The organism is Streptomyces sp. NPDC047453, assembly GCF_040643155.1.
Lineage (GTDB): Bacteria > Actinomycetota > Actinomycetes > Streptomycetales > Streptomycetaceae > Streptomyces.
This window is the reverse complement of sequence record NZ_JBEYTS010000016.1, coordinates 96,180-122,695: the sequence shown is the minus strand read 5'-3', so window position 1 is coordinate 122,695 and position 26,516 is coordinate 96,180. Positions and strand designations below refer to the sequence as shown.

Annotated in this window: 22 protein-coding genes and 1 pseudogene; 7 read left to right on the top strand and 16 right to left on the bottom strand. The window is 72.8% G+C overall.

What is annotated here, in order from left to right; translation table 11 throughout:
- Positions 1-17: 17 nt before the first annotated feature.
- Both ABZ818_RS17300 and ABZ818_RS17295 read left to right on the top strand, forming a co-directional pair.
- Positions 18-1,364, top strand: a complete 1,347-nt coding sequence (locus ABZ818_RS17300) for a nicotinate phosphoribosyltransferase (protein ID WP_361415075.1) — start codon at positions 18-20, stop codon at positions 1,362-1,364.
- A 133-nt stretch (positions 1,365-1,497) separates the two neighbouring features.
- Positions 1,498-2,085, top strand: a complete 588-nt coding sequence (locus tag ABZ818_RS17295) for an isochorismatase family protein (RefSeq protein WP_361415073.1) — start codon at positions 1,498-1,500, stop codon at positions 2,083-2,085.
- Positions 2,086-2,220: 135 nt separating this feature from the next.
- Here the strand turns inward: ABZ818_RS17295 and ABZ818_RS17290 are convergent, their stop codons facing one another.
- Both ABZ818_RS17290 and ABZ818_RS17285 read right to left on the bottom strand, forming a co-directional pair.
- On the bottom strand, positions 2,221-2,559 hold the full coding sequence (locus ABZ818_RS17290) for a hypothetical protein (RefSeq protein WP_361415071.1): 339 nt from the start codon (positions 2,557-2,559) through the stop codon (positions 2,221-2,223).
- A 121-nt stretch (positions 2,560-2,680) separates the two neighbouring features.
- Positions 2,681-5,029, bottom strand: coding sequence for an immune inhibitor A domain-containing protein (locus tag ABZ818_RS17285; RefSeq protein WP_361415069.1), 2,349 nt, complete (start codon positions 5,027-5,029; stop codon positions 2,681-2,683).
- Positions 5,030-5,492: 463 nt separating this feature from the next.
- Between ABZ818_RS17285 and ABZ818_RS17280 the strand changes: the two genes are divergently transcribed.
- Positions 5,493-5,786, top strand: a complete 294-nt coding sequence (locus ABZ818_RS17280; RefSeq protein WP_361415067.1) for a hypothetical protein — start codon at positions 5,493-5,495, stop codon at positions 5,784-5,786.
- Positions 5,787-5,837: 51 nt separating this feature from the next.
- On the opposite strand, the gene ABZ818_RS17275 is transcribed toward ABZ818_RS17280, so the two are convergent.
- The gene (locus tag ABZ818_RS17275) at positions 5,838-6,680 is read right to left on the bottom strand and encodes an RDD family protein (RefSeq protein WP_361415065.1); all 843 of its coding nucleotides are present in this window, start codon (positions 6,678-6,680) and stop codon (positions 5,838-5,840) included.
- A 139-nt stretch (positions 6,681-6,819) separates the two neighbouring features.
- Positions 6,820-8,355 (bottom strand): RDD family protein, encoded by a 1,536-nt coding sequence (locus ABZ818_RS17270; protein ID WP_361415063.1) that lies wholly within the window; start codon positions 8,353-8,355, stop codon positions 6,820-6,822.
- A gap of 241 nt (positions 8,356-8,596) precedes the next feature.
- On the opposite strand from ABZ818_RS17270, the gene ABZ818_RS17265 reads away from it, so the two are divergent.
- A complete protein-coding gene (locus tag ABZ818_RS17265; protein ID WP_361415061.1) occupies positions 8,597-9,013 on the top strand; it encodes an SsgA family sporulation/cell division regulator in 417 nt (138 codons plus the stop codon).
- 11 nt (positions 9,014-9,024) lie between these two features.
- Here ABZ818_RS17265 and ABZ818_RS17260 read toward each other — a convergent pair whose 3' ends face one another.
- Entirely contained in the window at positions 9,025-10,431 is a 1,407-nt protein-coding gene (locus tag ABZ818_RS17260; protein ID WP_361415059.1) for an FAD-linked oxidase C-terminal domain-containing protein, read from the bottom strand.
- Between the two features lie 180 nt (positions 10,432-10,611).
- A complete protein-coding gene (hppD, locus tag ABZ818_RS17255; RefSeq protein WP_361415057.1) occupies positions 10,612-11,760 on the bottom strand; it encodes a 4-hydroxyphenylpyruvate dioxygenase in 1,149 nt (382 codons plus the stop codon).
- 125 nt (positions 11,761-11,885) lie between these two features.
- On the opposite strand from hppD, the gene ABZ818_RS17250 reads away from it, so the two are divergent.
- The 3 genes from ABZ818_RS17250 to ABZ818_RS17240 all read left to right on the top strand — a co-directional run bounded on the left by ABZ818_RS17250 (position 11,886) and on the right by ABZ818_RS17240 (position 13,221).
- Positions 11,886-12,356 (top strand): Lrp/AsnC family transcriptional regulator, encoded by a 471-nt coding sequence (locus ABZ818_RS17250; protein ID WP_361415055.1) that lies wholly within the window; start codon positions 11,886-11,888, stop codon positions 12,354-12,356.
- An 86-nt stretch (positions 12,357-12,442) separates the two neighbouring features.
- Positions 12,443-13,027, top strand: a complete 585-nt coding sequence (locus ABZ818_RS17245; protein ID WP_361415053.1) for a helix-turn-helix domain-containing protein — start codon at positions 12,443-12,445, stop codon at positions 13,025-13,027.
- 11 nt (positions 13,028-13,038) lie between these two features.
- A complete protein-coding gene (locus ABZ818_RS17240; protein WP_361415051.1) occupies positions 13,039-13,221 on the top strand; it encodes a hypothetical protein in 183 nt (60 codons plus the stop codon).
- A 46-nt stretch (positions 13,222-13,267) separates the two neighbouring features.
- Here ABZ818_RS17240 and ABZ818_RS17235 read toward each other — a convergent pair whose 3' ends face one another.
- From ABZ818_RS17235 to ABZ818_RS17190, 10 genes and pseudogenes are all read right to left on the bottom strand, one after another.
- Positions 13,268-14,059 (bottom strand): S16 family serine protease, encoded by a 792-nt coding sequence (locus ABZ818_RS17235; RefSeq protein ID WP_361415049.1) that lies wholly within the window; start codon positions 14,057-14,059, stop codon positions 13,268-13,270.
- Between the two features lie 988 nt (positions 14,060-15,047).
- Positions 15,048-15,689: a helix-turn-helix domain-containing protein gene (locus ABZ818_RS17230; RefSeq protein ID WP_361415047.1), complete on the bottom strand. Its 642-nt coding sequence runs from the start codon at positions 15,687-15,689 to the stop codon at positions 15,048-15,050.
- 322 nt (positions 15,690-16,011) lie between these two features.
- A complete protein-coding gene (locus ABZ818_RS17225; RefSeq protein WP_361415045.1) occupies positions 16,012-17,811 on the bottom strand; it encodes a DEAD/DEAH box helicase in 1,800 nt (599 codons plus the stop codon).
- Positions 17,812-17,929: 118 nt separating this feature from the next.
- Positions 17,930-18,319, bottom strand: a complete 390-nt coding sequence (locus ABZ818_RS17220) for a type II toxin-antitoxin system death-on-curing family toxin (RefSeq protein ID WP_361415043.1) — start codon at positions 18,317-18,319, stop codon at positions 17,930-17,932.
- Positions 18,316-18,516, bottom strand: a complete 201-nt coding sequence (locus ABZ818_RS17215) for a ribbon-helix-helix protein, CopG family (protein WP_016826066.1) — start codon at positions 18,514-18,516, stop codon at positions 18,316-18,318. The genes ABZ818_RS17220 and ABZ818_RS17215 overlap by 4 nt, the downstream gene beginning before the upstream one ends.
- Before the next feature lie 40 nt (positions 18,517-18,556).
- Positions 18,557-20,023: an MFS transporter gene (locus tag ABZ818_RS17210; protein WP_361415041.1), complete on the bottom strand. Its 1,467-nt coding sequence runs from the start codon at positions 20,021-20,023 to the stop codon at positions 18,557-18,559.
- Between the two features lie 111 nt (positions 20,024-20,134).
- Positions 20,135-20,563: pseudogene (locus tag ABZ818_RS17205) on the bottom strand (SUKH-4 family immunity protein); the annotation flags it as partial.
- A 351-nt stretch (positions 20,564-20,914) separates the two neighbouring features.
- Complete coding sequence (locus tag ABZ818_RS17200) at positions 20,915-23,218, bottom strand: molybdopterin cofactor-binding domain-containing protein (RefSeq protein ID WP_361415039.1); 2,304 nt, start codon at positions 23,216-23,218, stop codon at positions 20,915-20,917.
- Positions 23,215-25,416, bottom strand: a complete 2,202-nt coding sequence (locus ABZ818_RS17195) for a 2Fe-2S iron-sulfur cluster-binding protein (protein WP_361415037.1) — start codon at positions 25,414-25,416, stop codon at positions 23,215-23,217. The genes ABZ818_RS17200 and ABZ818_RS17195 overlap by 4 nt, the downstream gene beginning before the upstream one ends.
- Positions 25,413-26,306 carry an FAD binding domain-containing protein gene (locus ABZ818_RS17190; protein WP_361415035.1) on the bottom strand — a complete coding sequence of 298 codons (894 nt, stop codon included), beginning with the start codon at positions 26,304-26,306 and terminating at the stop codon, positions 25,413-25,415. The genes ABZ818_RS17195 and ABZ818_RS17190 overlap by 4 nt, the downstream gene beginning before the upstream one ends.
- Positions 26,307-26,516 lie beyond the last annotated feature (210 nt).

The window sequence follows — 26,516 nt, the reverse complement described above, 5'->3', positions numbered from 1 at the left end:
TGTCTAGGAGAGCTTCGGTGGGCGTTGCGGACCTTGGGCTGCCGGTGGACGTTCCCTCGACGGCTCTGTTCACCGATCACTACGAGCTGACGATGCTCCAGGCCGCTCTGAGGGCCGGGACAGCCGGGCGGCGCAGCGTCTTCGAGGTCTTCACCAGGCGACTGCCCGACGGGCGCCGCTACGGGGTCGTGGGCGGCACCGGGCGAGTGCTGGACGCGGTGGAGAACTTCCGCTTCGACGCGGGCGTCCTCGGCTTCCTGCGCGAGCGCCGGGTGGTGGACGAGCCGACCCTGGAATGGCTCGCCGGCTACCGGTTCGGCGGGGACGTCTGGGGCTACCCCGAGGGCGAGGTGTACTTCCCGGGCTCGCCGATCATGCGGGTGGAGGGGTCGTTCGGCGAGTGCGTCCTGCTGGAGACCGTGATCCTGTCGATCCTCAACCACGACTCGGCGATCGCGGCCGCAGCCTCCCGGATGGCCTCGGCCGCCGGCGGCCGCCCGCTGATCGAGATGGGCGCCCGCCGCACCCACGAGCTGGCCGCGGTCGCCGCCTCCCGGGCCGCCTACCTCGGCGGCTTCACCTCCACCTCCGACCTGGCCGCCGGCTTCCGCTATAACATCCCGACGGTGGGCACCTCCGCCCACGCCTTCACCCTGCTGCACGACAGCGAGCGGGACGCCTTCCAGGCGCAGGTGGACTCGCTCGGCCGGGACACCACGCTGCTGGTGGACACCTACGACGTGTCCGAGGCGGTCCGTACGGCCGTCGAGATCGCCGGGCCCGAGCTGGGCTCGGTGCGCATCGACTCCGGCGACCTGCTGCTGGTCGCGCACCGGGTACGCCAGCAGCTCGACGAGCTGGGCGCCCGGGACACGAAGATCATCGTCACCTCGGACCTGGACGAGTACGCCATCGCCTCGCTGGCGGCGGCGCCCGTGGACGCCTACGGCGTCGGCACCCAGCTGGTCACCGGCTCCGGCCACCCGACGGCGTCCATGGTCTACAAGCTGGTCGCGCGCGCCGAGACCGGCGACGCCGGGGCGCCACTGGTGCCGGTGGCGAAGAAGTCCACCGGCGGCAAGACCTCCATCGGCGGCCGCAAGTGGGCGGCGCGCCGGCTGGACGCGCACGGGGTCGCGGAGGCGGAGGTCGTGGGCACCGGTCCGGTGCCGGACCGGCTGGCCGGACGGCAGCTCCTGGTGGAGCTGGTCAAGGGCGGCGAGGTGGTCGCCCGCGAGCCGCTGGACGCCGCCCGGGACCGGCACGCGGCCGCCCGCGCCAACCTGCCGGTGTCGGCGACCCAGCTCTCCCGAGGGGAACCCGTCCTTCCGACGGAGTACGTCCACACCGGCTCGGGTAGCTAAAGCGCGTGCCCCCGCTTCGGTACGCCCCCGAAAGTCCCCTCCCGTCCGAGTGGCGGAGCCGCCGGGACCGTGGCCTCACGACCGGAACCGCGCCCCCTCCGCCCGCCGATCCGACAACCGAAGGACACCGACCATGCGCCGCGCCTTGATCGTCGTCGATGTTCAGAACGACTTCTGCGAGGGGGGCAGCCTCGCGGTGGCCGGGGGCGCCGACGTCGCCGCCGCGATCACCGAGCTCATCGGGCAGGCTCCCGCGGGCTACCGGCACGTGGTGGCGACCCGGGACCACCACATCGCGCCCGGCGGCCATTTCGCCGACAACCCCGACTTCGTCCGTTCCTGGCCCGCGCACTGCGTCGCGGGCACGGAGGGCGTGGGCTTCCACCCGAACTTCGCCCCCGTCGTCGCCTCCGGAGCCGTCGACGCGGTCTTCGACAAGGGCGCCTACTCGGCGGCCTACAGCGGCTTCGAGGGCACCGACGTGAACGGCGAGCCGCTGGCCGACTGGCTCAGGGCCCGGCACATCGACGAGGTGGACGTGGTCGGGATCGCCACGGACCACTGCGTGCGCGCCACCGCCCTGGACGCCGTGCGGGAGGGCTTCCGCACCCAGGTGCTGCTGGACCTCACCGCCGGGGTGGCCCAGGCGACCACCGAACGGGCACTGGAGGAACTGCGGCAGGCGGGCGTGGAACTCCTGGGCAAGCCGGTCGTCGCCTAGCCAGTGCTGTGACCGGAAAGGATCACCGGCTCGCGGGCCCGGGCCCGGGGGAGCCGGTCCGCGTCCGACCGCGCCTCTCCAGGTCCCGTCCGGGCCCTGTCCGGGACGGGCTGTCGCGGCGCCTGCCGGTGACTGTCACGACGCCTGCCGGTGTGCGGCCGGTCTGCGCAGCAGGGCTCTGATCGGGTGCCACAGCTCCGGGGCGCCCACGGTGTCACCCGGTGACGTGCGCCATATCAGGCCGTCGGGGTGGTGCAGGACCGCGGTGACCTCGTCCGGGGTCGGCGGGGCCGCGTTGCCCCGCAGGTAGACCGCGCGCAGGCCCAGGTTGCGCAGCCGGGTCAGGGCCCGGGCGCGGTTGTGCGCGTGGACGAGGACGCGCACGCCGCCGGAGCCGTCGAGAGTGGGGCTGGGCAGGTTCAGCGCCACCACCACGGTGCCGTTCGGCAGCTTGCAGAAACCTCCTGCGGCCATGCGGTCACTCCCCCGTTCCGGTCGGTGTCAATAAGCGGGTCACAGGACGCACCTAAACACGATCGGCGACAACCCGCCAGGGGGTTGCCGCCGATGTGCGCTTGACCTGCGTAAACGCTGATTATTTCAACGCGCTGCCGATCTCGATCTCGATCGTGGAGCCGTCCTTGGCCTCCTTGGTGATCTTGATCTTGGTGTTGGTGTCAGTGATCTTGACACCGCCGGCCGGGTTCGCCGGGTCGTAGTAGGTGTTGGCGCGGTCATTGAAGACCGACACCCCCTTCGACGACTTGATCTTGGTCGGGACGCCCGCCTTGTGCAGCGTGATGCCGTCCGTGCCGTACAGGCTGAACGTCGAGTCGTAGGTCTGGATGCGGTTGCGCATCAGCGTGCCGTCGGACCAGCGCAGCGCGTCCGGGTGCGAGTCGACCGGGAGGATCCGGCCGACACCCGGGTGCTTGCTGGTGTTGTTGTCGGCCTGGGAGGTGTCCCACTTCCAGATCAGCAGGCCGTTCTGGTACGGGAAGTGCTCCACCCAGTCCGGACGGTCGGCGAAGCCGAAGTTGTACGGGCCGGTCTCCAGGGTGGTGTCGTACGACACGTACTGGCGGTTCTCGGCGATGTAGTACTGCTTGTAGTCCTTGGTGAAGGACGCGCCGATGCGGGAGAAGCCGTTCGCCGTCCACGCCGGGTCCGCGCTCTCGGCGTCGTCCGCGAAGACCGCCGAGCCGTCCGCGGTCAGCGTGATCTGGTCGGCCGTGAAGCCCTTCAACGCCACTCCGCCGTCGGTCTGGTAGCGGAAGCGGAGCTGGATCTTCTGGCCCGCGTAGGCGTCCAGGGAGTACGACAGCTTCTTCCAGCCGTCGACCGAGCCGTGCAGGGCCGGGTTGCCGCTGCCGTCGCGCGGGATCGGCTGCCCGTTCGCCGTGCCGTCCAGGGCGGTGTAGTTGGCGCCGCCGTCGGTGGAGACCTCGGTGTAGAGGAAGTCGTAGTTGGCCTCGATGTCGTACCAGCCGTCAAGGGTGAGGGCGGCCGACTTCTTGCCGGTGAGGTCCACGGACCGGGTCAGGGTGTTCTTCAGGTTGTTGGCGCTGCCGCTCCACCACTGCATGGCACCCTGGGCCGGGGCGACGATCGTCGTGGTGACCGCCTTGTCGGGCAGGGAGACCACCACGGCCTGCCGGTGCTTGGTGTTGTACTCGGACAGGCCCAGCTTGTGCGCGGAGCTCACACCGGCCTTGGCGGTGTCGTAGTTGAGCCAGCCGAGCTGGAGCTTGTCCCAGGCGTTCATGTCGCCGGGCAGGTCGCCGATGGCTTCCTTGCCGCGGCCGAGCCAGGAACCGGAGGACATCAACGTCCAGAAGCCGGTGGAGTTCTCGCCGCCGGCGGTGTCGTACTCGTCCGGCAGGCCGAGGTCGTGGCCGTACTCGTGGGCGTAGACGCCGAGGCCGCCGTTCTCCGGCTGGATGGTGTAGTCGCCGACCCAGATGCCGGTGTCGCCGATCTGCGCGCCGCCGAGCTTGTTGTACTCGGGGCCGGTGGCACCGGCGTCGGTGCCGAAGGCGTACCAGCGGTGCGCCCAGATCGCGTCGGTGCCCTGGGCGCCGCCGCCGGCGGACTCGTCCTCACCGGCGTGCACGATCTGGAAGTGGTCGATGTAGCCGTCGGGCTCGTTGAAGTTGCCGTCGCCGTTGTAGTCGTAGCGGTCCCACTGGTCGTACTGGGCCAGGTCCGCCTTGATCTGGGCGTCGGTCCGGCCGGCCGCCTTCTGCTGGGCTACCCAGGCGTTCACACCGTCACTGACGATGTTCCACACGCTCGGGCAGTTGGTGGAGCCGCACTCGTTGTTGCCGTAACGGGCTTCGTTCCAGGGCACCTTGACCCAGTCGGAGACCTCGCCGTCGACCGAGTAGCGGCCCGAGGACTGGGTCTCGTAGTACTTCTTCACCGACTCGGTGTTCTTGCCGGTGCCGAAGTACAGGTCCTGGAAGTGCTGCTGGTTGTAGTCCTTCTGCCAGGCCGTGGAGTTGTCCTTCTTGCGGTCCGGCGCGGCGATCTCGTTGTGCAGCGGTCCGGGGGTACCGCCGTACTTCGGGTCCGTCTTGTCGCCGAACTCGACCAGGATGGTGAAGATCCTGTCGGTCTTCTCCCGGCCCAGCTCGACGTACTTGGTGTCGCCCTTCTTGCCCTTGAGCTCCACGACCTTGGAGCCCTGGCGGTCCTGGACCTTGGTCTCGCCGGCGATGACCTGGCTCAGGGCCTCCTGGCGCTGGGCCTTCTGGGTCTTGCTCAGCGGGCCGTCCAGGTCGTGCGAGTGCTGCTCCACCGGCTGCGGGTCGTGCCGGGTCACGGAAGCGGGGTCGGCCGTGGTCGCGGCCTCCGCCATGGCGAACGTCGAGAACGTGGCGGTGGCCGCCGCGAGCGCGACACCGATCGCGGTCGTTCTGAACGTCCAGCGTCTACTGGTCACTTGTGGTCCTCCCCTGCCGCGTCCGTGCGCGCGGAAGGGGGGTCATGGGCCATGGAAAGGTCCGCGCACGATGAACGCGTGTAGTCAAGTGACGTCATTCGACTAGACGTTCGCAAGAAAAAACAGACCTTGACTTGAACCCGTCAAGTGCATTACGCGGAGCGGGTGTTCGGTTTACGGACACGGGTGTACCAGGGCCGAACGGCCCCGACGGGCGCGTGCGCCGGTCCACTCCGTGGACCGCATGACTCCGTGCGCCCCCCGTGCACCGGCACCACGGGTTAGGTCGTGCTTACCAGCGGTTCCACTCGGGCAAACAGGCGAATAGAGTCGATTGGCGGACCACCGGGAAACCGGTGGAATGCCAGGCCGACACCCGTGTCACACCTACAGATCCCTGTCCGCACCCTCCCCCGCAGCGAGAGGCACGGGGGGAGACCGCCACTTCCGAGGACCGATTGCCATGCCTCGTCCCACCGCCGCACAGCTCGCCTACGGTTCCTGCACCGTGATCTTCTCGACGTTCGCCATGCTGCTGCTGTCCCGGACGACTTCGGGCCTGGGGATCGTGATCATCGCCCTCGCGGCCCTCGCGCTGGGGCTCCTGGTCGCCATGACGGTCCCGATGCCGAAGGCACGCACGGCCGAGCCGGCCGGCGCCCGGACGGCACGGGCCCAGACGCGGGTGCGGGCGCGGGCACACCGGGAGCCCGTCACCGCCGGAATCGAGCCCGTACGGGGGCCGACGGCCTCCTGACCTCCTCCGGCTTTCGCCGGCTTCTCGGCCTCCTGGCCGCCCGGGCCGGGGTCAACCGGTGCTGACCACCACCGTCTTGGCCGCCTTGTCGTGCAGGCCCTGCTTGTAGGGGCGGTCGAAGAAGCTCCAGCCGCCGCTGATCGCCAGCCACAGGCAGGCGCAGCAGAACCAGAAGGGCACCCAGAGCACCGCCGCGCGTGCCAGCGCGGTCGGGACGGACGGAGTGGAGCCGTCGTCGAGGTTGGCCACCCGCATGCCCAGCCACTTCTTGCCCAGGGTCTGCCCGTATTTGGAGATCATGAAGGTGTCGTAGGCCATGTAGAGCACCACGCCGACCACCGACTGCGCCACGGACTTGCCGACCTGCACGTTCTCGGCGTTGACCGCGTACTCGTTGACCCGCAGGCCCCAGGTGACCAGGGTGACGACGATGCCGACCAGGACCAGGTCGACGATCCGGGCGAGGGTGCGTTTGCCGCTGTCGGCGAGCGGGGGCATGCCGGCGAGCGGGTCACCGCCGTAGGGGCCGCCGCCCTGCCCGGCTCCGCCGTAGGGACCGCCGCCGTAGCCGCCGCCCTGCGGACCGTAAGGCCCCCCGCCGCCCTGCGGACCACCGCCGTACGGCCCACCGCCCGGGGGCCCGCCGCCGGGCGGTGGTTGCTCTCCGGGCGGCGGAGGCTGCTCGCCGGGGGGCGGGGGCACGCCTGCTGACGGGTCGTCGGAGTACGGGGAGCCGCCGGACCGTCCGCCTTCCTGGCCGCCGCCCCACGCTCCGCTGCCCTGCCCGCCGTCGCCCCGCGCGTTCTCGCCCCACAGACCCTCGCCGTGGGGTGGTCGCCGTCCCCCGGGGGAAGGGGGCCGCGGTCCGGAGCCGGGGGGCGGTTCGGTACTCATGCGCCGAGTGGATCGCGAGCCCGGCCGCCTCGCACCCGGTGCGCGGCCGTACGGATGAGACCGGCACGGACCGGGCCGACGTGGATGAGACCCGCGCGGATAAGACCGGTGCGGGCGTGGGGCCGCCCCGCCGGCCTCGTCAGCCCGCCACGAACGTGTGCGCCGCCTTGTCGTGCCAGCACTGGCGCCACGGCCGGTCGAACAGGCACCACGCCATGCCCACCAGACCGATGCCGAGGAGTCCCGGGACACCCCAGACGAGCCAGCGGCGCAGGGCCGGGCCGAACGACGGGGGCTCGTGGCCCTCGATGTCCCGCACTTCCAGGCCGCACAGCTTCTTGCCCAGGGTGCGGCCCCACTTGGCGGTGGGCAGTACCTCGTAGACCACGCCGAAGAGCAGCAGGACGGCGAGGACGACGCCGAGGTACGTCCCCGTCGTGCCGTCCAGGAGCCAGACCGTCACCGTGCGGCCGGAGAGCCGGGCCTCTTCGATCTTGCCGTTGACGTGGTCGATCGCCTTGGTGCCGAGCGGTACGGCGGCCACGGCGGTGACGCACCCGAGGACGGCCGTGTCGACGAGCCGGGCGGCCAGCCGCTTGCCGAGGCCGGCGGGCCGGGCCGCCGCCTGCCGCCGCGCCGCCGCCTGGAACGGGTCCTCGACCGGCGGCTTCCAGGGCGCTACGGGCTGCTGCTCACCCGACCCGGCGAGCCGGTGCACCTGCTGCGCCCAGGAGGACTGCCCACCGCCGGCACCACTGGTCAGCGGCGCCGCGGCGGGCGCGCCGTGGCCCTGCGGTCCACCCGGCTGAGGGGGCGCGGCCGACGGGGAGGACATCGGAGGCGCGGCCGGGGCGGAAGCCTGTGCGGCGGCACCACCGGCCCGGGATGCGGCCTGGCCCGGCGCCTGCGCGGCTGCCGCCCGCGCGGCGGCGGCCTTTCCGGCCCCGAAACCGGGCCCGCCGGCGGCGGGGGCTCCGGCCGCCCCGGCGCCGCCCGGGGAGCCGGCGCCACCGGACAGGCCCGGCCCGCCGGAGCCGGGCGCGGCCTCGGAGCCGGGCGAGCCTTGCCCGGGAAGGCCCGGCACGCCTGCCCCCGGAGTCCTGGGAGGCACCGCGCGGAAGGTCATCGTGCCCTCGTCGACGGGCGTGCCCGGTCCCGGAACGCCGGGGACGGCGTCACCCGGGGTTCCGGGAGCGCCGCCCGTCGTGGGACGGCGGAAGACGAACGTGCCGTCGGAGCGGCCCCCGTCCAGGGCCTGATCCGCGCCGGCCGGTGCGGGGTCCGCCGTGTGGGCCACCCTCGGGTCGGCCGGGGCCGGGGCGCCCCAGGAGACGCGGCGGTCCTGCTCGCCGCCGAAGCCGGACTGCCGGTTGCGGTCGGCGCCCCACGCCGACGCCGGTTCGGGCCGGCCGCCCTGCGGTGCCGCGGCGGGATTCGGGTCGGCGACGGGGTCCTCGTCGAAGAAGTGCGGTCCCGTCTCCTCCACCGCCGGGACCGCCGCGGTGTGCACGCCGGGCGGCGGTCCGAGCGGCTCGCCGTCGGTCGGTGCCGGGCGGCTGGTGCCCGGCACCCAGGCGGCGCCGTTCCAGTACCGGACGTAGCCAGGGATGGACGGGTCCGGGTAGTAGCCTTCGCGGGGCCTGTCGTCACCGGGTGCCGGGGTTGGGGCGCTCATGTCCGTCGTCCCGTATCTGCTCGGAGGTCGTCTTGAGGGCCTCCACATCTATCAGACCGGGGCAGCCGACACCGCCGGTCCGGCCGGACCCACTCCTTTCCGGGCAACCTCGTACACATACTTCACGATCGCGCGAGATCCGGATCGAAAAAGTTCGGACAACCCGCGTAATGCCCGGCGTCCACCGCCCTCTCCCTTCCCACGGGCCCACCGAGGGGCCCGTGGGAGAGGGGAGAGAACCATGCGGCACATTGTGGTGGTGGAGCGCGAACTGGAGCTGAGACTGATCCTCTCGCCCGAGTGCGGCATCCCCGTCCCGGCACGGCTCGCCTACCGCACCGACGACCCGTACGCCGTGCACGTCGTCTTCCACGTCGACTCCGAGCACCCCGTGCACTGGACGTTCGCCCGGGAACTGCTCGTGGAGGGGGTGTTCCGGCCGTGCGGGGAAGGGGACGTGCGGGTGTGGCCGTCGAAGGCGTTCGGCCGCAGCGTGGTCCTGCTGGCGCTGAGCGCGCCCGCCGGCGAGGCCCTTCTGGAGGTGTCCGCCGCGCAGGTGTCGGCGTGGCTGGAGCGCACGCTGCGCCTGGTGCCGCCGGGCAGCGAGGGCGAGCAGCTCGGCATCGACGACGAGTTGGCCGGGCTGCTCGCCCAGTGAGCGCGGGGGCGTCAGAACAGCTTGCCGGGGTTGAGGATGCCCAGCGGGTCGAAGGCCTGTTTGATCGCCCGCTGCATCTCGACCCCCACCGGGCCGATCTCACGCGCCAGCCACTCCTTCTTCAGCACGCCCACGCCGTGCTCGCCGGTGATGGTGCCGCCGAGTTCGAGGCCGAGGGCCATGATCTCGTCGAAGGACTCGCGGGCGCGCCGCGACTCGTCGGGGTCCTGCGCGTCGAAGCAGACGGTCGGATGAGTGTTGCCGTCGCCCGCGTGCGCGCAGACCCCGATGGTGAGCTGGTACTTCTCGGCGATGCGTTCGATGCCGTCGAGCATCTCGCCGAGCCGGGAGCGGGGCACGCACACGTCGTCGATCATCGTCGTGCCCTTGACCGCCTCCAGCGCGGTGAGCGACAGCCGCCGCGCCTGCAACAGCATCTCGGACTCGGCGGCGTCGTCGGCGGGGACCACCTGGGTGGCGCCGGCCGCCTCGCACAGCGCGCCGACCGCGGCGAGGTCGGCGGCCGGGTCCGGCGTGTCGAACGCGGCCAGCAGCAGCGCCTCGGTGGTCTCCGGCAGGCCCATGCGGGCGAGGTCGTTGACGGCCTTCACCGTCGTACGGTCCATGAGTTCGAGCAGGGAGGGCACATGTCCGCCCGCCATGATCCGGCACACGGCGTCGCAGGCGGTGGCCGCGGAGTCGAACTCGGCGGCCAGCACCAGTTGTTGCGGCGGCTGCGGCCTGAGCGCCAGAACGGCCCGCACGACGATGCCGAGCGAGCCCTCGGAGCCGACGAACAGGCGCGTCAGGTCGTATCCGGCAACGCCCTTGGCGGTGCGGCGGCCGGTGGACATCAGCCGCCCGTCGGCCAGCACGACGTCCAGGCCGAGCACGTACTCGGCGGTGACCCCGTACTTCACGCAGCACAGACCGCCGGAGGCGGTGCCGATGTTGCCGCCGATGGTGCACATCTCCCAACTGGAGGGATCCGGCGGGTAGTACAGGCCGTGCTCGTTGACCGCGCGGGAGAGCGCGGCGTTGACGACGCCCGGCTCGACGACCGCGACCCGGTCGACCGGGCTGATCTCCAGGATGCGGTCCATCTTGGTCAGGGACAGCACGATGCAGCCGTCGGATGCGTTGGCCGCGCCGGACAGGCCGGTGCGGGCGCCCTGCGGCACGACCGGGACACGTAGTTCGGTGGCGGTGCGCATGACGTGCTGGACCTGTTCCACCGTGCGCGGCAGGACGACGACGGCCGGGGCGCCGGACGGGCAGAAGCTGGCCATGTCGTTGGCGTAGGAGGCCGTGACGTCGGGATCGATGAGGACAGCCTCGGCCGGCAGGCCCGCGAGGAGCCGATCGGTGAGGTTGCCCTGGGCTTCGTCGGGTGCGGCTTCAATGCGGCTCACGATCACAGCCTCGCACCCGGGGCCAACGGTGTGAACCCCGCCGGACCCGCCCCTCAACCTGCCGGGTGACGGTCGCCGCCCTGACGCCCCGGTCCGGTGAGCGGCGCGGCGGCGGCCCGCCCGCCGCGCGGGTGTCGCGGCGGGCGGGGTGCCCGTGGGCGCGGGGCCCGTGGGCGGCAGGCGGGTTCAGAGGTTCCCGCGGCGCTCCTGCTCGCGCTCGATCGCCTCGAACAGGGCCTTGAAGTTGCCCTTCCCGAAGCCCATCGAGCCGTGCCGTTCGATGAGCTCGAAGAAGACGGTCGGGCGGTCCTGGACCGGCTTGGTGAAGATCTGCAGCAGGTAGCCGTCCTCGTCGCGGTCGGCGAGGATCTTCAGCTCGCGCAGGGTCTCCACGGGCACGCGGGTGTCGCCGACCCACTCGCCGAGGGTGTCGTAGTAGGAGTCGGGCGTGTCCAGGAACTCGACACCGGCCGCGCGCATCGTGCGTACGGTCTGCACGATGTCGTTGGTGTTGAGCGCGATGTGCTGGACGCCGGCGCCGCCGTAGAACTCCAGGTACTCGTCGATCTGGGACTTCTTCTTGGCGACGGCGGGCTCGTTGATCGGGAACTTGACCTTGAGCGTGCCGTCGGCCACGACCTTCGACATCAGCGCGCTGTACTCGGTGGCGATGTCGTCGCCCACGAACTCCTTCATGTTCGTGAAGCCCATGACCTTGTTGTAGAACTCCACCCACTCGTTCATGCGGCCGAGTTCGACGTTGCCGACGCAGTGGTCGACGGCCTGGAACACGCGTTGGGCGGGCGGCTCGACGATGGGCTTCGCGGCCACGTAGCCGGGCAGGTACGGACCCTCGTAGCCGGTCCGCTCGACCAGGGTGTGGCGGGTCTGGCCGTAGGTGGCGATCGCGGCGAGGACGACGGTGCCGTGCTCGTCCTTCAGCTCGTACGGCTCGGTCACCGAGCGGGCACCGTGCTCGATGGCGTACGTGTACGCGGCGCGCGCGTCCGGGACCTCGATGGCGAGGTCGATGACGCCGTCGCCGTGCTCGGCCACGTGCCGGGCGAGGAAGGTGCCCCAGTCGGTGGCGGGCTTGACCACCGAGGTGAGCACGAACCGGGCGGAGCCGCTCTCCAGGACGTAGCTCGCGGTCTCGCGGCTGCCGTTCTCCGGTCCGGAGTAGGCGACCAGCTTCATGCCGAAGGCGGTGGAGTAGTAGTGCGCCGCCTGCTTGGCGTTGCCCACGGCGAAGACGACCGCGTCCATTCCCTTGACCGGGAAGGGGTCGGCCTGCCGGGCGGTCGCGTCGGGAGTGAGGTGTGTGGTCTGCGTCATAGCGGAAGCGTCACCCGGACTCGCAAGGTGCGCAATAGTTCGCACATTCACTGGGCAATGTGCTCGGTGAAGGCGGTAAGCGATCGGACTTTCTGTACAGGATGACCATTGGGGAGGCGGGACGCGTGGCGATCGATCATCTGGACGGCCGCATCATCGTGCTGCTGGCGCGCGAGCCGCGCATCGGCGTGCTGGAGATGTCACGGCGGCTGGGGGTGGCGCGGGGGACGGTCCAGGCGCGCCTGGACCGCCTTCAGGCGCGCGGGGTGATCCGCGGCTTCGGCCCGGAGGTGGACCCGGCGGCGCTCGGCTATCCGGTCACGGCGTTCGCGACGCTCCAGATCCGGCAGGGGCAGGGCCCGGACGTACGGGCCCATCTGGCGACCGTGCCCGAGGTGCTGGAGCTGCACACCACGACCGGCACCGGCGACATGCTGTGCCGCCTGGTCGCCCGCTCCAACGCCGATCTCCAGCGCGTGATCGACCGCGTGGTGGGGTTCGAGGGCATCGACCGGGCGTCGACGGCGATCGTCATGGAGAACCCGGTGCCGCTGCGGATCATCCCGCTGGTGGAGCAGGCGGCGGAGGAGGTGTGACCGGGGCGGCGGCTGGGCGACCGGCCTGGGGGTGAGCTACAAAGAAGCTGTTGCAAAGGCCTCTTTGCAACGCTATCTTTGTACGCATGAACGAGCCCAGGGAATGGCCGGTCCGCCCTCTCGACGCCCGCTCACTGCGGGGCCTCGCCCATCCGCTGCGCATGCGCCTGCTGACCGCGCTGCGGCACGGCGGGCCGGCCACCGCCTCCCAACTGGCCGCGAAACTCGGCGAGTCCAGCGGAGCCACCAGTTACCACCTGCGCCAGCTCGCCGCGCACGGGTTCGTCGAGGACGCGCCCGAGCACGGCAAGGGGCGGGAGCGCTGGTGGCGGGCGGCCCACGGAGGAGTGAGCTTCGACGAGACGCTGCTGAAGGACCCCGATCCCGAGGTGCGCGGTGCCGCGGACCTGTTCCTGCACGAGATCGCGAACCAGCGCACCCAGGAACTGGCGACCTGGCTCGCCACCAGGAACGACTGGTCCGAGGCCTGGCGCCGCGCCTCGGACATGAGCGACTGGACCCTGCGTCTCACGCCGGCGCTCGCCCTCGACCTCGTCGAGAAGATGCACGAACTCGTGGAAAGCTACCGGGCCCTGGCCCCCGAGGACGGCACCGCGGACACCGAGCAGGTGCGCGTCCACACGCACGTCTTCCCCACCCACACGGACTGAGAGGCCGCCCCATGCACGCCGAGACCCATCTCGTACTGCACCGCACCCGCGCCACCGAGTTCCGGGCCGAGGCCGACGCGTACCGGCTGGCCGCCCGGACCGACGGGCCCGGCGCCCTGCGCACCCGGCTGGGCTGGACCCTCGTGGAGCTCGGCCTGCGTCTGGCCGCGCCGAGGACGGCTCCCGCGCTGTAGGAGGGGGTGGAGGGCCGGGCCCAGTGCCGTGACCCCGGTCGCAGCACTAGCAGCTCGGGACCGTGTCCAGGCCCTTGTCCAGGACCAGCAGGGCGTTGACCGCGCTCTTGAGGGTGGTCACCGGGACCAGGCGCAGACCCTTGGGCAGTTCGGACTTGGCGTCGGCGCACTCGGCCTCGGGAACCAGGAAGACGGTGGCACCGTCCCGGCGGGCGGCCTGGGTCTTGAGGGCCACGCCGCCGACCGCGCCGACCGCGCCGTCGGCGTTGATGGTGCCCGTACCGGCGATGGTGCGGCCGCCCGTCAGGTCGCCGCCGTTTCCGTTGCCGTGGAGCTTGTCGACGATGCCGAGGGAGAACAGCAGGCCCGCGCTGGGGCCGCCGACGTCGGCGAGCTTCAGCGTGACCTTGACCTTCTTGTCGCTGATGCCGAGGTACTTCAGGGCGGCCTGCGTGGCCGCGTCCTGGGACTGCCGCATCTGCTCCGCGTTGTGCTGCTCGATCTCCTTGACGCTGTTGCCGCTCGGATAGACCGCGTCGCGCGGCATGACCGCTCGGTCGGTGGCGAACCAGCCGTCGATCACGTCCCCCAACGAGACGTTCGCGTCCGGGCCGGTGGCCTCGATGGTCGTCATACGGAGCTGGCCGCTCGTGCTGCGGATGGGCGCGCCGGAGATGGTGATGACCTGGGTGCCCTTGTTCTCCCCGAGCACGTTCGCCGTCATCCCGGGCTGGGCCACCGAGAACGGCAGCGGCGCGAACACCGCCGTGGCGATCAGAGCCGCGACGGGCACCGCGCAGACGGCGAGGGCCTGGGAACGTGTGAGGCGAGAGAGCACGGGATCAATCTATCCCCCGAACGACATCCGGCCACCCGACAGCCGTTCCCGCCCCCAGGCGACGGTCGCACCGCCGACGGCCGGGACGGGGGTGGGCTCGACGGCACGGCACGAGGTGCACCCGCTGCCACAGGCACAGCAAGAAGCAGCCGCCCCCACGGCATGAAGTGCGCCCGCCGCCACAGCACGACGTAGGCCGCCGCCAATGCACGCGGTACGCCCGTCGGCACGACACGAGATAAGCCGCTGCCACAACACGAAGTGCACCCGTCGGCACACCACGACGTGGGCCGCCGGCACGGCACGCGGTGCGCCCGCCGGGACAGCCCGAGGTGGGCGGCCGGGACAGCACGGGGCGAGTCGCCGGGACAGCACAGGGTGGACCGTCACCGCGCGGCACGAGACGGGCCGCCGCCAATGCACCCGGTGCGCCCGCCGGCACGGCCCGAGGTGGGCGGCCGGGACAGCACGGGGCGACCTCCCGGGACGGCACGAGGTGAGCCGCGGAACAGGACAGGGCGAGCCGCCGGGACAGCACAGGGTGGACCGTCACCGCGCGGCACGAGACGGGCCGCCGCCAATGCACCCGGTGCGCCCGCCGGCACGGCCCGAGGTGGGCGGCCGGGACAGCACGGGGCGACCTCCCGGGACGGCACGAGGTGAGCCGCCACCGCGGCACGAGGCGGGCCGCCAGCACGACACGAAGTGTGCCGCCGGCACAGCACGAGGTGGTCCGCGGAACAGGACAGGGCGAGCCGCCGGGACAGCACAGGGTGGACCGTCACCGCGCGGCACGAGACGGGCCGCCGCCAATGCACCCGGTGCGCCCGCCGGCACGGCCCGAGGTGGGCGGCCGGGACAGCACGGGGCGACCTCCCGGGACGGCACGAGGTGAGCCGCCACCGCTGCACGAGGCGGGCCGATGCCACCGCCACCACCGCACGGCGTAGGCCGCCGGCGCGGTGCCAGGCAGGTCCCGCGGTAGCGGCTAGCGGAGGGCTTCCGCCACCTCGCGGGCCGCGTGTACGACGCGTGGACCCACGCGTTCCGGTACGGAGTCCGCCAGCATGACGACCCCGACGCTGCCCTCGAGGCCCGTCACGCCGAGCAGGGGGGCCGCCGCCCCGCAGGCCCCGGCCTCCAGTTCGCCATGGGTCAGGGTGCAGCCGGGGTCAACGGCCGGCTGCCGGCGGGCCGCGAGTATCGCCTTGCCCGCGGCGCCCCGTTCCAGGGCGTGCCGGAAACCGGCCCGGTAGGCCACGTGGTAGTCGGTCCACGTCGGTTCGACCACGGCGACGGCCAGTGCCTCCGAACCGTCCACCAGCGTCAGATGCGCGGTAGCCCCGATGTCCTCGGCCAGCGACCGCAGCGCGGGCAGCGCCGCCTCCCGTACCAGCGGATGCACCTGGCGGCCCAGCCGCAGCACTCCCAGCCCGACCCGGGCGCGGCCGCCCAGATCACGGCGGACGAGCGTGTGCTGTTCCAGGGTGGCGAGCAACCGGTACACCACGGTCCGGTTGACGCCCAGTTTGTGCGACAGCTCGGTGACGGTCAGCCCGTGGTCCGTTTCGGCCAGCAGTTTGAGGACTCTCAGTCCCCGGTCGAGCGTCTGGGAGGTCTCCGCGGTCACGACGCCCACTCCTTAGTGGTGAGGTCGGCGGCCCTCTTCGCGTCGGGCACGTCACCGGGTCCCGTCGGTGACGTGCCGCAGAGGCCGCCGATCGGCCGGCGGTCCGGGCCGCCCCGGACTGAAGTCGCTTCACGGCTGCGCTCCGCGGCGGCCCTGCCACGGTGCGTCGGCGTAGCGGGACATTAGCGAAGCCGGTTCGCTGAGCGGAAGCCTCCGTCCAGAATCCGGTCACCGTCCGGTACGGAGTGCGGTGTTCATCCCGATACGTACTCCGGCGGTGCCGTCGGACCACGCATCAGGAACGCGTGGTGGCACCCCCGTGTCACTTCATCCGCGTCGCCCACTCCTGCACCTTGGCGATGCGCTGGCTCAACTGACCCGCCGTCGCCTCGGCGCTGGGCGGGCCGCCGCACACCCGGCGCAGCTCGGTGTGGACGACCCCGTGCGGCTTGCCGCTCTGGTGGACGTACGCACCGACCATCGTGTTGAGCTGCCGGCGCAGCTCCATCAGCTCCTTGTGGGACACCACCGGCCGCCGGTCGGCGGGCAGTTCGAGGAGGTCGGCCTCGGTGTCGGGCCGCTTGCGGCTGTGCGCGATCTGCCGGGCCTGGCGCTTCTGCAGCAGCATCTGCACCTGTTCGGGTTCGAGCAGGCCCGGGATGCCGAGGTAGTCCTGCTCCTCCTCGCTGCCCGGGTGGGCCTGCATGCCGAACTCGGCGCCGTCGTAGAGGACCCGGTCGAAGACGGCGTCGGACTCCAGCGCCTCGAAGGGCAGCATGTCCTGCTCGCCGGTGTCCTCGTCCTGCTCCCGGTTCGCCTCGTCCATCTCCTTCTCGGACTCGGCGTACGGGTCCTCCTCGCCGTCCTTCTTCGGCTTGTCGAGGGCGTGGTCGCGCTCGACCTCCATCTCGTTGGCGAAGGTCAGCAGGTCCGGGACGGTCGGCAGGAACACGGAGGCGGTCTCGCCGCGCCTGCGGGACCGTACGAAACGGCCCACGGCCTGGGCGAAGAAGAGCGGGGTGGAGATGGTGGTGGCGTACACCCCGACCGCGAGCCGGGGCACGTCGACGCCCTCGGACACCATGCGGACGGCGACCATCCAGCGGTCGTCGCCGCCGCTGAAGTCGTCGATCCGGTTCGAGGCGCCGGCGTCGTCGGAGAGGACGAGTGTCGCGCTGCTGCCCGTGATCTCGCGGATCAGCTTGGCGTAGGCGCGGGCGGAATCCTGGTCGGAGGCGATGACCAGGGCGCCGGCGTCCGGGATGGCCTTGCGGACCTCGGTCAGCCGCTGGTCGGCGGCGCGCAGCACAGCCGGCATCCACTCGCCGCGCGGGTCGAGCGCGGTGCGCCAGGCCTGGCTGACGGCATCCTTGGTCATCGGCTCGCCCAGCTTGGCCGCGACCTCGTCGCCCGCCTTCGTGCGCCAGCGCATGTTGCCGCTGTAGGAGAGGAAGATGACGGGCCGGACGACGCCGTCGGAGAGGGCGGAGCCGTAGCCGTAGGTGTAGTCGGCGGCCGAACGCCGGATGCCGGCCCCGTCCTCCTCGTACGTGACGAACGGGATGGGGTTGGTGTCGGAGCGGAACGGCGTACCGGTGAGGGCGAGCCGGCGGGTCGCGGGCTCGAAGGCCTCCAGGCACGCCTCGCCCCACGACTTGGAGTCGCCGGCGTGGTGGATCTCGTCGAGGATGACGAGGGTCTTGCGCTGCTCGACGCGGTTGCGGTGCAGCATGGGGCGCACGCCGACACCGGCGTACGTCACGGCGACGCCGTGGTACGACTTGCCGAGCGGGCCCGCGCTGTACTCCGGGTCGAGCTTGATCCCTATCCGTGCGGCGGCCTCCGCCCACTGCTTCTTCAGGTGCTCGGTGGGCGCGACCACGGTCACCTGCTGGACGACGTGGTGGTGCAGCAGCCAGGAGGCCAGGGTCAGCGCGAAGGTCGTCTTTCCGGCGCCGGGGGTGGCCACCGCCAGGAAGTCGCGGGGCTGGGTCTGGACGTACTTCTCCATCGCGGCCTGCTGCCAGGCGCGCAGCTTCCCGGCGGTACCCCAGGGGGCACGACCGGGGAAGGCGGGCGAGAGGTGATGCGAGTGGGACGAGCTGGCGGCGGTGGTAGTCACGGTCTCCGGTTCGCTGTGCTGGGGGGCTCGGCTACGTATGACGACCGGGCCACCCTACCGGCGGCCCGCCGGTGTCAACGCGCCGACGGCACGGCGTCACCCGGGGATGGGACTGAGGTCACATCTCTCGCTCCGCGAGCTCCCGCAGCGCCTCACCGATCAGCTTGACTTCTTCGAGAGCGCCCGTCGCCACGTCGATGACCAGGCGCTCGGCGGCGTTGATGTCCGGGCGCAGCTGCACGTTGTTCAGCGCCAGGAAGACGACGCAGGACGTCCAGGCCGTGCGCTTGTTCCCATCCACGAAGGGGTGGTTGATGGCCAGCGACTGCAGGAGTGCCGCCGCCTTGTCGTACAGGTCGGCGTACGCCTCCTGCCCGAACATCGAAGCTGACGGCCGGTGCACCGCCGACTCCAGCAGGCCCGCGTCACGCACGATGACTTTCTGATCGTCCACGGCAAGTTCGGCGATGGCCAGGACGTCCTCGGCCGACAGATAGATGCACGTCACTTCAGCCGCTCCAGGAGCTCTGCCCACTTGGCGGTCTGCTCCTTGGCCGCCTTGCGGACCAGCGCCTCGTGCGCCGTCCTGGCCAGGTAGTCGTCCACGGCCCTCAGCAGTATCGCGTGCATGCTGACGCCCTCCTCCTCGGCACGCAGCTTCAGAGCTTCCGTCTGGTCGTCACGGAGACGCAGGTTCATAGCCATACCAGAACAGTACCACGAGATGGGGTCAAAGTGGTACCACTCAAGAGGGAACCCGCAGCCGCCGCGTCACCCACACCCCCGCCAGCGCCACCGCCGCCATCGGCAGGAACACCACCGCGAACGCCGCCGGGTGGGAGGCGGCGGTCGTCGCGGTCGTGTGGGCCACCGTGCCGCCGCCGAGCGCGGCGAAGGCGGCGCCGCCCGCGGCGAGCAGGACGACGTTGGAGAGGGCGTCGGAGATCTGCAGGGCCGCGGAGTTGGTGCCGGCCTCCTCAGGGGCGGACAGCCGCAGCAGCAGCACGCTGGTGGAGGCGATGACCAGGCCCATGCCGAAGCAGCCGAAGGCCCAGGCCACGGCGACCGTCCAGACCGGGACGGCCTCGATCAGCACACTGGGCGCGGCGGCGATGGCCGCGGCCACCAGCACCATCCCGAGGGTCATCAGCCGCTCGCGGTGCTGCGCCATCCGCGGCCGCGACTGCACCCACGAGCCCAGCGCCCAGGTGACCCCGCCCGCCGCGAGGGAGAACCCGGCGAGCGTCGGGGACAGCCCCCGCTGGGTGACGAGCATCAGCGGCACGAAGGACTCGGCGGCGATGAAGGAGCCCGCCGCGACCCCGCGCAGCAGCACCACGGACGGCAGTCCGCGCGCCGCCCGGTACGTGCCGCGCGGCAGCAGCCCCCGCACGGCCGGGACCAGCAGCGCGGCCCCCGCCACTCCGGGCAGCAGCGACAGCCAGCGCAGGTCCTGGGCCGCGTACTGCAGCAGCCCGGCGCCCAGGGAGATGCCGAGGGCGAGCCGGATGCGGCGCAGGTCGAAGGAGGACCGCTCAGCGCCCTCCCCGGCACTCTCCCCCACCGGGCCGCCCGCCCGCCGCCGTATCTGCGGCAGGGCGATGGCCAGCGGGAACACCACGAGCACCGGGATGCCGACGAACACCCAGCGCCAGCCCAGGTGTTCCGTCACCGCGCCCGAGGCGAGCGGGCCGACGATCGACGGGACCACCCAGGCCGCGGCGAACGCCGCCATGATCGACGGCCGCAGCCGCTCGGGGTAGGCCCGTCCGACGACGACGTACAGGGCGACGATCACCAGGCCGCCGCCGAGTCCCTGCACGGCCCGCCCCGCGATGAACACCCACATCGTGCTCGCCGTTCCCGCCAGCAGCAGCCCGGCCACGAACGAGCCGATCCCCGCGGTCAGCGGCGCCAGGGGTCCCCGGCGGTCCGACCACTGCCCGGAGAGGACCATCCCGAACAGGCTGGTGGTGAAGAACCCGGAGAACGCGAACGCGTACAGCGACACCCCGTCCAGTTCCCGCGCCGCGACGGGCATCGCCGTACCGACGGCGGTCGCCTCGAAGGCGATCAGCAGGACGACGGAGACGATCCCGATGCTCAGCGCCCGGTGGTCGCGGCTCAGCACGGTGTCGGTCGCCAGGTCGTGGGGACCGGATCTGTCAGAGATGTCCGCGACCTCGGTGTCGCGTGGTTCCAGGGCGCTCATGGTCGCCAGCGTAAGGTGCGCAGCCCACTTTGGCCCCTGTCGGGAGTCGGCTCGCGGCCGGGACCTTGGTCGTAGGCCGTGCGACCGAGCGGTTCAGCGGCGGGCGGCCCGGCGGCGCAGGAGCCAGAGGGTGAAGGCGAGGGTGGAGACGTCCTTGGTGAGGGGGGCCGGGGCGGCTTCGGGGCCGGTCCAGGTGAGGACCGCGCCGGTGGTGCCGTCGACCAGCAGGCTGCTGCCGCCGGCGAAGCGTCCAAGACGTATCAACTGGTGGGCGCGGGCGGGGAGTTCGTCCGGCCAGAAGTCGTCGGGGCACTCGTCGGCGCAGAACTCGGCGAGCGTCGGCAGGCGTACGTCGGTGTCGGACTGGAGGAGTACGCCGTCCTCGGGCAGGCCCGTGTCACGCAGGAAGCGGCGGGTGGGCTCGTGGGTGAGCGTGGCGGGGAAGTCGACTTCCTCGTAGCGCGCGATCCGGCCGTGGCCGAACTCACGGTGCAGCAGGCGGGCGCGCAGGTCGAGGGTCAGCCCGGAGGCCGTGCCGGGCCTCACGGTCGGCACCGCCGGGCGGACACGGGCCGCCGGACGGGTGTGAGCCGCCGCCGGGCGGAACGCGAACTCGCCGTACCCGCGGCGCAGATCGCGGCCCGCCTCGGGCAGGGTGATCACTCTGACAACGGTGTCGGTCGTGCTCATCGCTCCCCCGTGCGGTTCGGTTCAGGTTCCGGAACGGACGGCGTCCCGGGCTGGGCGGGGCCGGCGCCGCGCCTCGGGCGACGGCCCTCGTCTCCACTGCCCGAAGACTACGCCCCCGCACTGACAACGCCCCAAAACGGAAGACGCCGGGCGGGCGCCCGGCGTTCCCTTCCGGCCCGGGTAACCGCGGGCGAACACCGCTCACTGCGTGGTCACGACCGCGGCCTGCGGGCGGATCGGCAGGCGGTTGACCGGACGGCCCGTGGCGGCGCGCACCGCGGAGGCGACGGCCGCCGGGGAGGTCACCACCGGTACCGCGCTGACCGCCTTCGCTCCGAAGGGGGCGACGACGTCCCGCTCCTCGACCAGTTTCACGATCCGGACGTCGGGCGCGTCCAGGGCGGTGGGCAGGGCGTAACCGGTGAGGTCGGGGTGGCGGACCAGCCCGCGCGGGGTGCGCAGGTTCTCGGTGAGGGCGATGCCCACGCCCTGGGTGACGCCCCCCTCGATCCGGGCGGCCAGCTGGGCCGGGTTGAGCACCCGGCCCACGTCCTGGGCGAGGGCCATCTCCACGACCCGTACCGAGCCCAGTTCGATGTCCACGTCCACCACCGCGCGGATGGCGCAGAAGGCCAGGCCCACGAAGGCGTCGCCCTGGCCCGACTCGTTCAGCGGCTCGGTGGGGTGCGGGCGGCACTGGGCGGTCGCCCACAGCTCCTTGCCGTCCAGCGCCTCCGTGACCGTGGTCGACAGCACGCCGTCGTACGACGTGATCTTGCCGTCGGTGATCTGGAGCAGCTCGGTGGACATGCCGAACTTGTGGGCGAGCGGCTGGAGGAGCTGGGTGCGGACCATCTTCGCCGCGCGTTCCACCGCGCCGCCCGACACCCAGGTGTGGCGGCCGCGGCAGCCGGCGCCGGCCGGCGGCTGGTCGGTGTCGACCGGGGCCACGTGCACCTCGTCGATGCCGAGCGTGTCCTGGACGATCTGCCGGGCGAGCGTCGTGAAGCCCTGGCCGGACTCCACCGCCGCGCACAGCACCGTCGCCACGCCGTCCTGGACCCGCACCGTCGCCGTGGAGACCTCGTCGGCGCCCTCCGCGCCGAGCATGTGCACCATGCCCAGGCCGTAGCCCACGCCCCGGCGCACCGCGCCCGGTTCGCCCGCTCCCTCGAGGCCGCCGGGCAGCAGCCACTCGTCCTCGGGGACGTCCTTGGGCAACGGCGGCAGCGGGTGGTCCCGTACAGCCTGGAGCAGTTCGGCGACCGGGGCCGGGCACGTCACCGTCTGGCCGGTCGGCAGTACGTCGCCGGTCGCCATGACGTTGCGCAGGCGCACCTCGGCCGGGTCCAGGCCGAGCTTCTTGGCCAGCTTGTCCATCTGCGCCTCGTAGGCGGCGCACACCTGCATCGCGCCCTCGCCGCGGACATGGCCGGAGGGCGGGTTGTTGGTGCGCACGGCCCAGCCCTCGATGAAGGCGTTCGGGACGACGTAGGGGCCGCAGGCGAAGGACACGGCGGCGGCGAGGGCGTCGGAGGAGGTGTCGGCGTAGGCGCCCGCGTCCAGCAGGATCTGCGCCTCGACCTTGACCAACGTGCCCTCGGCGTCGGCGTGGTGGCGGTAGCGCAGGAGCGTCGGGTGGCGGTGGGTGTGGCCCAGGAACGACTCCTCGCGGGTCGCCGTGAGCTTCACCGGGCAGCCGGTCCTCAGTGCCAGCAGGCCGAGCGGGAGCTGGAAGCCCTGGTCCTCGCGGTCGGCCGTGGCACCCGGCACCCCGGTGACGACGATCTTCACGCGCTCGGGTTCCAGCCCGTAGCAGGCGGCGAGCGCGTCGCGGTCGGCGTGCGGGTCGGTGGAGGCCAGGTACAGCTCCACGCCGCCGTCGGGGCGGGGCACCGCGAGACCGGCCTCGGCGCCGATGGGGGCCGGATCCTGGCGGCCGATGCGGTACAGGCCCTCGACGACGACCTCACCGGCCGCCTCCGGGTCGCCGTGGCGCAGCGGGATGTGCCGGATCAGGTTGCCGTCGGGGTGCAACGGCTCGGCCTCGAAGGCCTGTTCGGGGTCGGTCACCGGGTCGAGCACCTCGTACTCGACGATGACGGCGGCGGCGGCCATCCGCGCGGTGTCCGGGTGGTCGGCGGCGACGGCCGCGATGGGCTCGCCGTGGTGGCGTACGACCTCGGAGGCGAACACCGGCCGGTCGGGCGTGCCGCGGCCGTGCACCGGGCGGCCCGGGACGTCCTCGTGGGTGACGACGGCCCGTACGCCGGGCATCTCGCGCGCGTGTGCCGTGTCGATGGACACGATGCGCGCGTGCGGGTGCGGCGAGCGCAGTACGGCCGCCCACAGCAGGCCCTCGGCCCACAGGTCGGCCGCGTACGGGAAGGTGCCCTCCGTCTTGGCGCGGGCGTCGGCGGCCGGCAGCGAGGAGCCGAGTCCGTGCGGCAGGGGTTCGGGCGCGGGGGCGGTCTCCGCGGCGGCGGTGGCGGCTTCGTTGCTCACGCCTGGCCTCCGTCCTGGCCGTAGGGGTCGTGCGATGCCGGGGTGTCGAACGCGGAGGGGTGGACCCCGCCGGCGCCCGGACCCGCCTGGTGGGGGATGCGCGGCTCGTCGGCCTCCTGCTCGGCCTCGTCCGCCGCGGTGTGCGCCTCGCGTTCCGTGACGACCTCCTTGACGGCCTGGACGACGCCCCGGTAGCCCGTGCAGCGGCACAGGTTGCCGCACAGTGCCTGGCGGGTCTCCAGCTCGGTCGGGTCCGGATTGCCCTCCAGCAGGTCGTGCACGGTCATCGCCATGCCGGGCACGCAGAAGCCGCACTGCACCGCGCCGCACCGGGCGAGCGCCCGCTGCACGTCCGAGGGCTGCCCGTCCACGGCCAGTCCCTCGACCGTGCGCACCTCGCTGCCGGCCGCGGTGACCGCGGGCACCAGGCAGGAGGCGACCAGGCGTCCGTCGACCTGTACGTTGCAGGCGCCGCACTCGCCCTGCGAGCAGCCGTCCTTGGCGCCCGCGAGCCCGAGCCGCTCGCGCAGCACGTACAGCAGCGACTCGCCGATCCAGGCGTCGGTGACGGGCCGGTCGGCGCCGTTGACGCGCAGCACGTACGAGGCGAGCGGGTGCTCGTCCTGCGGGGGCGCGGGAGACGGGTCCTCCGCGGTGGCGGCGTCCGGCTGTCCGGCGCCCGGGCCGGCGGCCGCGCCGTCCGGGGACGCGGGGCCGGAGCCCGTGACAGGCTCTCCGGCGGCCTGGGAGTGCGGCTGGGTCTCCCGGGGCGAGCCGGGCCGCGCGGGCGGTTCGGCGGGCCCCTCGGCGGCCTCCATGACCCCTCGGGCGTCCTCGCCGGCCTCGACCGCGCCGGAGGCCGGCCGCGGGGAGTCCGCGCCGGACTCGGCCGGGGACTCGGACCGGGGCGGCGAGGCCTGGACGCCGTGTTCCGCGCGGAGTTGGGCTTGCCGCTCCGCCGGGGAACCGGTGGTGCCCTGTCCGTGCGCAGTCCCGGGTCCCTGAGCGGCGGCGGTGTCCGCGCCGGGTCCGGTCACGGTCGGCGGGAACGGCCGGGCGGGCTGCGCCGCCGGCTCCCCGCCCGCGTGCCGAACTCCCGCCGGACGGCCGTCCGCACCGCCCACGCCCGGAGCCGCCGGCTCGCCTTCACGCGCGCCGTCCGCCGAAGTCCCGGCCCTGTAAGCATCCTGGACCGCCCCGGCACCATGCACGGCCGCGCCGGGCCCTCCGGCCGGGGAACCACCACCGGCCACGCCACCCGCAGCGGGAGCCCCCGGCAACCGCACGTCCGCGCGCGAGCCGTCCGCCACCGTCCCGTACGCGGCCTCAGCCGCCCCGGCACCCTGCCCGCCCGCGCCCGGTCCTCCGGCCGGGGAACCACCACCGGCCACGCCACCCACAGCGGGAGCCCCCGGCAACCGCACATCTCCACGGGCGCCGTACGCGGCCTCAGCCGCCCCGGCACCCTGTCCGCCACCGCCCGGTCCTCCGGCCGGGAACGCGGTGCCGGTCGGTCCGTTCTCGTAGGCGTTCGCGGCCGGTGCGCTCCCGTGCGGGCCGCCCGCCGGGGGCTCGCCGGGCTGTCCGGGCGCTTCGGCTTCGGTGCGGGGGCGGCTCCAGGCCTGGCCGACCCCCTCCGTGGCCCACGGGGCGGCCGCGCCGCCGGGGAGGGTGGTCGGAGGGGTACCGCCCCACTGCTGGACCAGCGACGACGTGGTGAACTCGCCTGATTCGTCCGGGATGTCACCCCCGGCGACCGGGATCGACCACTGCCCGGTCACGTCCTGTCCGGGCGCGGGAGGGGCCTGAGCGGCCGGGCCCGCCTGGCCCGCCTGTGTCTCGTCGAAGTTCCACTGCTGGGTGGCCTCCGGACGGTACGTGAACCGGTCGTCCGCGCCCGCGTCCTGCGGCACGGCGTTCGGGTCGGGCCACTGGGCGCCCTGGGCGGGCGCGCCCGGCACGGCCCAACTTCCCGTCGGATCGTTCGCCGCCGGCGGGGCGGGCGTGACCGCTATCGGCGGCGGCACGTAGCCGTGGCCGGGCGCCGCGAGCGGGCTGTGGGCGGCCAGGAGGGCGTCGATGCCACCCTCGGGCAGTTTCACGAACGCGGTGGCGCCGTCGTCGTACTCACCCTGCGGCAGCGGGTCCCATCGGCCGCCGCTGCCCGGCGTGCCCTCCGCGTGCTGGTCGTCGGTCACGACAGCGCCCTCCCCAGTGCTCGTCGGGCCAGCGCGGCGACGGTGCGCCGCAGGTGCAGTACGGCGGGCGGAAGCTGCTGCACGGAGCCGTCCTCGGCCGGGACCGGATCGGGGATGCAGGCCGCGGCCACGTACTCGCCGAAGGCGTTCCGCGCCTCCGGGACGATCACACGGCCGTTGTCCCAGTCGATGAGCCGGGCCACCCATTGCTCGGCGTCCAGCGGTCGCAGCGGCATCGGCGCTATGGCGCCCACCGCGCACCGCACCCCGCGCCGGGCCGGGTCGAGGACCAGCGCCACGGACGCGACCGCGCGGCCCGGTCCGGTGCGGCCGGTCGCCTTGAGGAAGACCTGCGGCGCGTGCAGCAGCGGCACGCGCACGTAGCCGATGAGCTCGCCCGCGCGGAGCATCTCCACGCCGGCCAGCAGGTGCGACACCGGGATCTCCCGGCGGGATCCGCCCGGGCCCGCGATGATCAGGATCGCCTCCAGGGCGGCCAGCACCGGCAGCGCGTCCCCGGTGGGGGCGGCGGAGGCGATGTTGCCGCCCAGGGTGCCCGCGTTGCGGATGTGCGGCGGGCCCGCGGCGCGCGCCGCGGCGGCCAGCGCCGGGATCAGCGCGGCGAAGTCGGGGCGCCCCATGCGCGCGTGGGTGAGGCCGGCGCCGAGCAGCGCGTGGCCGTCCTGGTACTGCCAGCCGCGGATCTCGCTGATCCGGCCGAGGCCGACCAGCGCGGTGGGCCTGAGCTGCCCCGAGTTGACGGCGGCCATGAGGTCGGTGCCGCCCGCCACGGGCACCGCGGCCGGCATGGCGGTGAGTGCCGCCACCGCCTCGTTCAGTGTCGTGGGCAGCGTGACGGCCTGCGCCGCCTGAGGTGCGTGCGTGGTCAAAACCGGCTGCCCCTTCCCGCTGCCCCCACTGGTCCCACCTGTGCTGCCGTACGGTACGTGCCGACAAGGCGGACGTGGCAACTCTGGCACATCTTCGCAGGGCCCGAAGACAGGGGTCCGCTAGGTGGCATTCGCCCACCTCATCGGGGACATGGTCCGATTTGGCACACCATCACCGGTGCGAGCGAATTCCCACCCTTCGCTGACTCT